General features: G+C 52.3%; 8 protein-coding genes. 5 read left to right on the top strand and 3 right to left on the bottom strand.

What is annotated here, in order from left to right; all coding sequences use genetic code 11:
• On the bottom strand, nt 1–1,176 hold a 1,176-nt coding region (locus tag IQ260_RS24365; protein WP_407657753.1), incomplete at its 3' end, for an endonuclease MutS2.
• A gap of 71 nt (nt 1,177–1,247) precedes the next feature.
• Here IQ260_RS24365 and IQ260_RS24360 point away from each other — a divergent pair.
• From IQ260_RS24360 to IQ260_RS24340, 5 genes are all read left to right on the top strand, one after another.
• Nucleotides 1,248–2,492, top strand: a complete 1,245-nt coding sequence (locus tag IQ260_RS24360; RefSeq protein WP_193995671.1) for a DUF790 family protein — start codon at nt 1,248–1,250, stop codon at nt 2,490–2,492.
• Nucleotides 2,493–2,683: 191 nt separating this feature from the next.
• Nucleotides 2,684–3,052 (top strand): response regulator transcription factor, encoded by a 369-nt coding sequence (locus tag IQ260_RS24355; RefSeq protein WP_193995670.1) that lies wholly within the window; start codon nt 2,684–2,686, stop codon nt 3,050–3,052.
• 84 nt (nt 3,053–3,136) lie between these two features.
• Nucleotides 3,137–3,793, top strand: a complete 657-nt coding sequence (upp, locus tag IQ260_RS24350) for a uracil phosphoribosyltransferase (RefSeq protein WP_193995669.1) — start codon at nt 3,137–3,139, stop codon at nt 3,791–3,793.
• Between the two features lie 5 nt (nt 3,794–3,798).
• A complete protein-coding gene (locus tag IQ260_RS24345; protein WP_193995668.1) occupies nt 3,799–4,116 on the top strand; it encodes a gas vesicle protein in 318 nt (105 codons plus the stop codon).
• A gap of 113 nt (nt 4,117–4,229) precedes the next feature.
• Nucleotides 4,230–4,526, top strand: coding sequence for a YggT family protein (locus IQ260_RS24340; protein ID WP_193995667.1), 297 nt, complete (start codon nt 4,230–4,232; stop codon nt 4,524–4,526).
• 104 nt (nt 4,527–4,630) lie between these two features.
• On the opposite strand, the gene IQ260_RS24335 is transcribed toward IQ260_RS24340, so the two are convergent.
• Together IQ260_RS24335 and IQ260_RS24330 are read right to left on the bottom strand one after the other, a co-directional pair.
• Nucleotides 4,631–5,065, bottom strand: coding sequence for an FxLYD domain-containing protein (locus IQ260_RS24335; protein WP_193995666.1), 435 nt, complete (start codon nt 5,063–5,065; stop codon nt 4,631–4,633).
• Between the two features lie 605 nt (nt 5,066–5,670).
• Nucleotides 5,671–7,376 (bottom strand): AAA family ATPase (locus IQ260_RS24330; protein WP_322745040.1); only part of this gene is annotated, 1,706 nt, incomplete at its 5' end.

The raw sequence follows: 7,376 nt of genomic DNA, 5'->3' as shown, positions 1-7,376 counted from the left end.
GCTTTGCTCAATGGACTGTTCGTCTCCGATGTCGGCCAGCACCTGATCAAACCAGGGCAGTTCCACCGGCTCACGGGCAGGTACAAACAACCCTACCTTGGCCATCAGAGAAGCTAGTCCCAGGGTTTTGAGCGTGACCGTCTTACCGCCGGTATTGGGGCCAGTAATTGCCACCACCCGGATGTCGGGACGCATGGTGACATCAATGGGCACAACCGTTGGTCCCTCCTCATGGCGCTGTTGCCAAACCAAAATCGGATGTCGCAGCTGGCGCAGCACCGTCCGCTCACTGGGGGCGCTAAATCGGGGCGGGTTGGCCTCTAGCCATAGGGAATAGCGGGCACGGGCCGTAGCCAGATCCAACGTGGTGACGGTGGCCAGCAGCTGTTCGAGATCGTCACTCACCTCGGCCACCTGAATACTCAGCCGCTGGCGTACCAGTTCTTCCTCGCGGGTTTCCTGGCGCTCTAGCTGCCGTAGACGGTTGCCAAACTCCACGACGCTTTGGGGTTCGATGTAGAGGGTGGCACCGCTGGTGGACACATCGTGGACAATGCCGGGAATGGAGTCTTTCTGGGGTGCTTTAACTGGGATGACAAAGCGTCCGGCCCGCTGGGTAATCAGGGATTCCTGCAGGGCGCCGGCACTACGCTGCATAATCCGCTGGAGCTTGGCATGGAGCTGGTCGTGGGTGCTTTTGAGACTGTTGCGAATACCAGCCAGTTTGGGATTGGCCCGGTCAGTGACTTTGCCCCGATCGTCGATGCAGTGATGGATTTCTTTCTCTAGATCTGGGTGGGTGCGCAGCTGGGCGACTAAAGACTGAAGAACCGGAAAGTCCTCTTCCTCTTGGGCATCAATGGCCCGCCGCAGCTGACGGGCGCTAGCCAACGTAGTCGCAATCTCCAGCAGATTCTCCCCCGATAAAATCCCCTGGCGCTTGGCCCGCTCTAGGGCCTCGCCAATATCTTGGATACCGCGAAAATTTAGCGGGGCGCTATCTTCTAACTGATGGGCTTCACGGGTCTGGGCCAGCAGCTGTTCGCTTTCATGCTGGTGCTGGGGAATATGCCCATGGCGAGCGGCTAAGGCTCCTAGCTTGGTGGCGGCAAAGGTGGCCCACTGCTGGCACAGACGGGGCCATTCCAATAAATCAAGGGTTTCGGACTGGATCAAGGTCGGTGGGGAAATGGAACGCTTTAAAAGATTTGAGTCTTAATTAACTATATAGCGTCTATCTTGAGAAGATGCTTCCTTCTGACTTACTGATTCATCGTCCTCGCGGTGACTCGATTGATGCCAAACAGCTGCCCTTGGCGGAGCAGTGGATTGCGATCGCAACCAATCTAATTGCCCTATTCCAGGCCACCGTGGGCGACACCCAGGGCAATCTCAACCAAAAACTCCAAGAACTTGAAGGCGAAGATACCGACTACCGCATCAAACGCGGGTTAGCCCATATCCTTCGCAGCAGCTTTAGCACCTTTGAGATCGTCAGTCCCCTAGAACCTCAGGATTTGCGCCAGCGCGTATTTGCCCTGGCAGCGGCTAGTGTGCCCTCCCCGGCAGCGGCCCGACAGCATCTGGACACCCTGGCAGGTCAGCTCACCCAAGAACTAGACAAAGACGTCGAACCGGTGCACATTCAGCAGGGTCTGTACGCCGACCTCAAAGAAAATCGGATCCTGACTCAGTTTGACGCTCCGACGCCAGAGGCCCTGCTCCATCGCTATAACCTATCCCAGGTGCAGGGCATCTTCTATCGAGCTAGCCAGGTAGTTCTCAACCTGCACCGCAACGACCCTGGCGAGTACAAGCTCATGTTTCGCTATCTAAAACTATTTCGGCTCATGACCTACATCGAAGGGGAAGCCAACCAAGGGTTTACCATTACCATTGACGGTCCTGCCAGCGTGCTTAAATCTAGCACCCGTTACGGTCTCGATATCGCTAAGCTCGTGCCCGCCATTTTGCACGTCACCCGGTGGCATCTCAGCGCCACGCTCCAATGGAAAGATAGCTATACCAAGACCCGGTCTGAAAAAAGCTATACCCTTGATTCAGACTGTACCTTGGTTACTCACTATCCCCCCGGCAAACCCTATGACAGCATGCTTGAGGCTGCCTTTGCCGAACGCTGGGCGGCCCTAGTGGCAAAAGGCAAAACCCAGTGGCAGCTAGAACGGGAAGTGGATTTGATCCCCATTCCCGGCAGTGTGATGATTCCTGACTTTCGCCTGGTTCATCCCGAGGGCCAAGTCTATTTATTGGAAATAGTTGGCTATTGGCGGCCAGACTACCTGCGCAAAAAGTTTGCCCAGGTCCAAAAGTCGGACTGTCAAAATCTGATATTGGCGATTTCAGAACGGCTAAACCTAGCCAAAGCCGGTATTGATATCAAAAACATACCGGCCCCGGTTGTCTGGTTCAAAGATAAGCTGCAACCCAAACCCTTGCTGACCTTATTAGAAGATCTAGAGAACAGCAGATAGCTCTCGCAAACTATCTTGAGCTTTATTCGTATACTTAATAGATGCGAATAAATGCGGCACTCACCCCCCGGGCGGAGCCCAGAATATTGCTTGAAACCAGCTGACTTCGTATGATTAGCTGATTGCTCTTAATCTAGCCCTTAAATCTGGGCTCACTAACACTTGAGGAACCCTACCCAATTCCCTGCATTATGACCACGGTTTTGATTGTGGATGACAGCTCAACCCTACGGGAGATGATCTCTGGTCTCCTGATCAAAGCGGGTATGACTGTTTTAGAAGCTGAAGATGGCGAAAAGGCCAAGGACATGATCTCATCGAGTCCCCCCGACCTGGTGGTGCTTGATATTGTCATGCCCAATATGAATGGCTATGAGCTGTGTCGATGGGTCAAGAGCAACAATGCCACTAAAGATGTACCCGTGGTTATTTGCTCATCTAAGAACGAAGACTTTGATCGGTATTGGGGCATGAAGCAAGGCGCAGACGCCTACATTGCCAAACCATTTCGACCGGCAGAAATGGTAGAAACTGTGAAGCACCTGTTGCGGAGTCGGTAGCCCCCTCTACCCTAGACCGCCTAACTGCTAAAGACGTATGATTGTGCAAATTTCTGCCCATCCCTGTCTTTATCAACATTGCCCATGGCCATTCAGCTGCGGATTCACGTTCCTCCTCACCCATTAATCAAGCATTGGCTCGGTGTATTGCGGGACGTTAATACCCCCTCTGCCGTTTTTCGTAGCGCCATGACCGAAATGGGGCGCTGGCTCACCTACGAAGCAATTCGTAATGATTGGTTACCGATCTTAGAGACAACGGTAGAAACCCCCCTGACAACCTGTCCAGCTGCTTTTATTCATCCTGAAACGCCAGTCATGGTAGTGCCGATTTTACGGGCGGGATTGGCCTTAATGGAAGGGGTGCAGGACGCATTGCCCACGGCTTCGGTCTATCATCTGGGCTTTGCGCGCAACGAAGCAACCCTCGAAGCTGAGTGCTATGTCAACAAGCTGCCTGAGCAGATTGATCCCACCACCCGCGTGCTGATTAGTGAACCAATGCTGGCGACGGGCGGTACAATTATGGCCACGATGGCAGAGTTAACAAAGCGTGGGGTGGATCCGTCGCTGGTCAGAATTGTCTCAGTGGTCACAGCTCCCCCAGCGTTGCAAAAACTTGCTGAAGCATATCCACAGCTCGTGATTTATGCGGGCATCATCGACGAAGGATTAGATGAAAACGGGTTTATCGTGCCAGGGCTGGGGGATGCTGGGGATCGCACATTTGGAACTAACTAGTCACCATGAGCCAATCAAATAACTTTACGGGTGGATTTTTTTTGGGAGCCCTATTGGGCGGTCTGGTTGGCGGTGTGGCGGGTGTGCTTGCTACTAACCGCATAGTTCGCGAGGACGCTGAAACCAACCTGAGTCAGCTATCAAATGATCTAAGTCAAAATCTGGCTGACTTGAGCAATGATGAACGGATGGAGGCTGCCCGTTGTGGCCTTGAAGATAAGATTTCTGAACTCAATGCGGCTATTGAAGAAGTGCGTCAGCAGCTGAGTAGTACCAATGGCCATGTGAGTGACTATGAGACATCAGCCACAGATTCACCCTAAATCCATAAGAGACTGTGGTGATTTTTTATGGCTAGAAAACCATCAGTTAAACTAGCTAAAGAACAGCCTTTAACGTTGTACACCCAACTTACTTTTCATACGGCAAAATACCCATGCTTCAACTAATTCCCCAGACGTTAGCCACATTCCTTGGCATTTATGGTGCGCTATTGATTGTGCGGGTGCTGCTTACCTGGTTTCCCAACGTAGACTGGAGCAATCCTGCTTTTTCTGCGTTGAGCCAAATTACCGATCCCTACCTGAACCTGTTTCGGTCGATTATTCCTCCCCTGGGCGGTCTGGATTTTTCGGCAATGCTAGCGATCTTTTTGCTTTTCTTTGTGCAAGACCAGTTAGATGCGGTAGCTAGTGTATTGGCTACCAGCTACACGGCCTATTCTGGCTTCTAGATGTAGTGGTTGACTGCTACAAAGTAATTTCTATAGAAAAGGCGACGAGGATATTTACCCTCGTCGCCTTTTCTATGGGTTAGAGCTGGGTGAGATAGTTGATGCTAGTCGATTTGCCCCTGGCGGCGGACTTTGCCGACAAAACCAGATGCCTTAAAGTTCTTTAGCTTTAGCGGTGGGGGCTGATTGGCGGCTACCGACACCCGGATTTCAAAGCTGCTTTCGCCAGGGGGGACGTACTCCACACCGCCCAGTCGACCTCGGTTTTGCATGACCGGATTGTTGTTTTTATCGTAAATGCGGCCAAAGATATCGGCATTGAGGATGGGCTTTCCAGAATTATTGGTTAATGTGCCCGTAATCATGTAGCAGGTGGCTTCACGCAGACTGCCTGCGCTGACCATGCCTTCGGCATATTCGGCAGGACAGGTATCGTAGGCGATGTCAGAGACTCCCAACGGGGTCATCGCATGGGCCGGAGCGGCTATGAGCCCAAAGCACATGATAATAATGGCGACAAGGGTTGCACGAAAAGCCATGGGGAAATAAGGGTAGGTTTAGGTTGCGATCGCATTGTTCTGCTATTTAGCTATTCAGCAACAGACTGCCCAGCGAGTACAACTAATGGCTATGGTAGCGGGTCTATGACATCAAAAAAATACCCCGCCGTAATTTTGGGCGGGGTTGGGATACTAACGCTAGCACCGCTGTTCTGAGCGATGGCAGCTGTGCAGCCACTAGACCGTTTGCTGACGATTGGGCAAGACCCATACCAGAATGGGGGTTAGGGCAACCATGGCCAGGGTAAAACTAAGGCAAATCCAAAGACCTTGAATCTGAGTGGGAGACATGATGATTCCTCCAAAGAAGTGGGGTAAGTGTGTCAAAAAGCGCTAAGAAAAGCACTAAACATTAAGAGCAAGCAATTCAGATTACAGGACTTACTCAGAGAATTCCCGACAGTCGGGAATGTCTGTTAAAAACCGTAAGAATCCGCTACTTAACTTTGAGATAAAGTCTCGAAATCAATAGGGTTTCAGCCATTTTTTGTTTAACGATGGTTAACATTCAGCAATGCCTGCACCCTGGAGCCCAGCAAGGCTCTATTTTTTTTGCGTACAGGCCAGGCAACCTCTAGCCATCCCTATCCCTTCGCTGGCACAAATCGATCGGCGGCCATACAGCGCAATCGTTGAATATCTTCCCGTCGAGCAACGGACAGGGGCACCGTGGCTTTAATCGTGCGCACTAGCAGCTCTGTATCAGGGGAGCATTGCTCGTGGATAGACTGATACAGACTGGACACAATTATTTGCTGAATCTCCGCACCGCTAAAGCCTTCGGTGGCTTTGACTAAGACCGCCATATCAAAGCTAGTTGGCGTTTGATGATGGCGATGGAGATGGATGGCGAGAATTTTGGCGCGGTCTTGGGCATCGGGCAGGTCAACAAAGAAAATCTCATCAAAGCGCCCCTTGCGCAGCAGCTCGGGGGGCAGCTGAGAAATATCATTGGCGGTGGCTACCACAAACACCTCCTGGGATTTTTCCTGGAGCCAGGTCAAAAATGAACCAAACAGACGACGACTCAAACCGCCATCTGTATCCATCCCCTGGGCACCGCCCATGGTTTTTTCAATCTCGTCGATCCACAGCACCGCTGGGGCCATTTTCTCCGCTAGGCCCACAGCTTGACGAAAATTCTTTTCTGACCCGCCGACGTACTTATCGTAAAGCCGACCCGCATCTAGCTTTAGCAGAGGCATCTGCCACTGGCGGGCAATGGTTTTAGCTGCTAAGGATTTGCCACACCCCTGGATACCCACAATTAAAATCCCTTTGGGCGGTGTCAGGTTCAGCGCCTGGGCTTGGGGACTAAACCCCATGCGAGCCCGATCTAGCCACTGTTTGAGGCCGTCAAAGCCCCCCAGCTCAGCTGTGTTTTTCTCCACTGGAATATACTCCAGCAGTCCGGTTTCCCGAATGATTTGCATTTTGCGCTCCAGCACTCGGCCAATATCGCTGGCCGTGAGCTGGCCGTCTTCTAAGGCTGCGTAGGCAATCACCTTTTTGGTTTGGTTCAGGGTCATTCCTTGGGTGGTGCTCACCAGAGTCCTCATGTCTTCTGGATTGAGTTTGACTTTGATCCGTCCCCGCAGAGCCTGGACCGCTTCTACAATGGCCTTATGTAATTCATCCCGATCTGGTAAGGGCATGTCAAAGTAAACCGCCTCATGGGCGATCTCCCGTGACAACGACACTTGCTCCCCAGAAATCAGCAGGGTGGACTGGTTGTGGGCAAACTGCTGGGCAACTTCGCGAAAGAGTCGGGTGACAACGACATCATCAAAGTGGGTGGCAAAGTCTTTAAGCCAGTAAACTGCCCGATGGTTAACGGCCTGCATATGGCGCAGGGCGTCAACGGGCTCAGCGGTATCCGTATCAATGGCGGCCCGGCTAGCGCCCGGTGGGGCATATTCATTTTTCCAGCGGTTGTATTGGTTACCTTCTAGACGTACCAGCCCTTGGGCAATGCTCCATTCATACACCGGCAGATGTAGATCGAGGGTGGCCTTGTTGATCAGCTGCTGCACCCGTTCTTCTTCCACCGTTTCGACCACGATGATGGGGTGAAACGACATGATTAGGGTTTGCAGGTGACGAACGCTGGCGGCAAAAGACATGGGGACAATGGCAAGGAACTGGTTTGAGGATGCCCAGGGGTAGGAACGCTGCATGCAACGTCTGTACAGCGAGGGGCCAGTGATAGTGGTTCCCGGTTGGGATGCATGCAGTTCGGTGATGTAGGGAAAGGGGGAATGGGAAAGGGGGAATGGGAAAGGGGGAATGG

The sequence above is a fragment of the Leptolyngbya cf. ectocarpi LEGE 11479 genome (assembly GCF_015207065.1).
Classification (GTDB): Bacteria; Cyanobacteriota; Cyanobacteriia; order Phormidesmidales; family Phormidesmidaceae; genus Leptothoe; species Leptothoe ectocarpi.
This window is presented reverse-complemented; position numbering and strand designations above follow the sequence as displayed.

Excerpts from the sequence above, each read along its gene's own strand:
- IQ260_RS24360 (WP_193995671.1), top strand. The coding sequence starts at position 1,248 with ATGCTTCCTTCTGACTTACTGATTCATCGTCCTCGCGGTGACTCGATT.
- IQ260_RS24355 (WP_193995670.1), top strand. The coding sequence starts at position 2,684 with ATGACCACGGTTTTGATTGTGGATGACAGCTCAACCCTACGGGAGATG.
- upp (WP_193995669.1), top strand. The coding sequence starts at position 3,137 with ATGGCCATTCAGCTGCGGATTCACGTTCCTCCTCACCCATTAATCAAG.
- IQ260_RS24345 (WP_193995668.1), top strand. The coding sequence starts at position 3,799 with ATGAGCCAATCAAATAACTTTACGGGTGGATTTTTTTTGGGAGCCCTA.
- IQ260_RS24340 (WP_193995667.1), top strand. The coding sequence starts at position 4,230 with ATGCTTCAACTAATTCCCCAGACGTTAGCCACATTCCTTGGCATTTAT.
- IQ260_RS24335 (WP_193995666.1), bottom strand. The coding sequence starts at position 5,065 with ATGGCTTTTCGTGCAACCCTTGTCGCCATTATTATCATGTGCTTTGGG.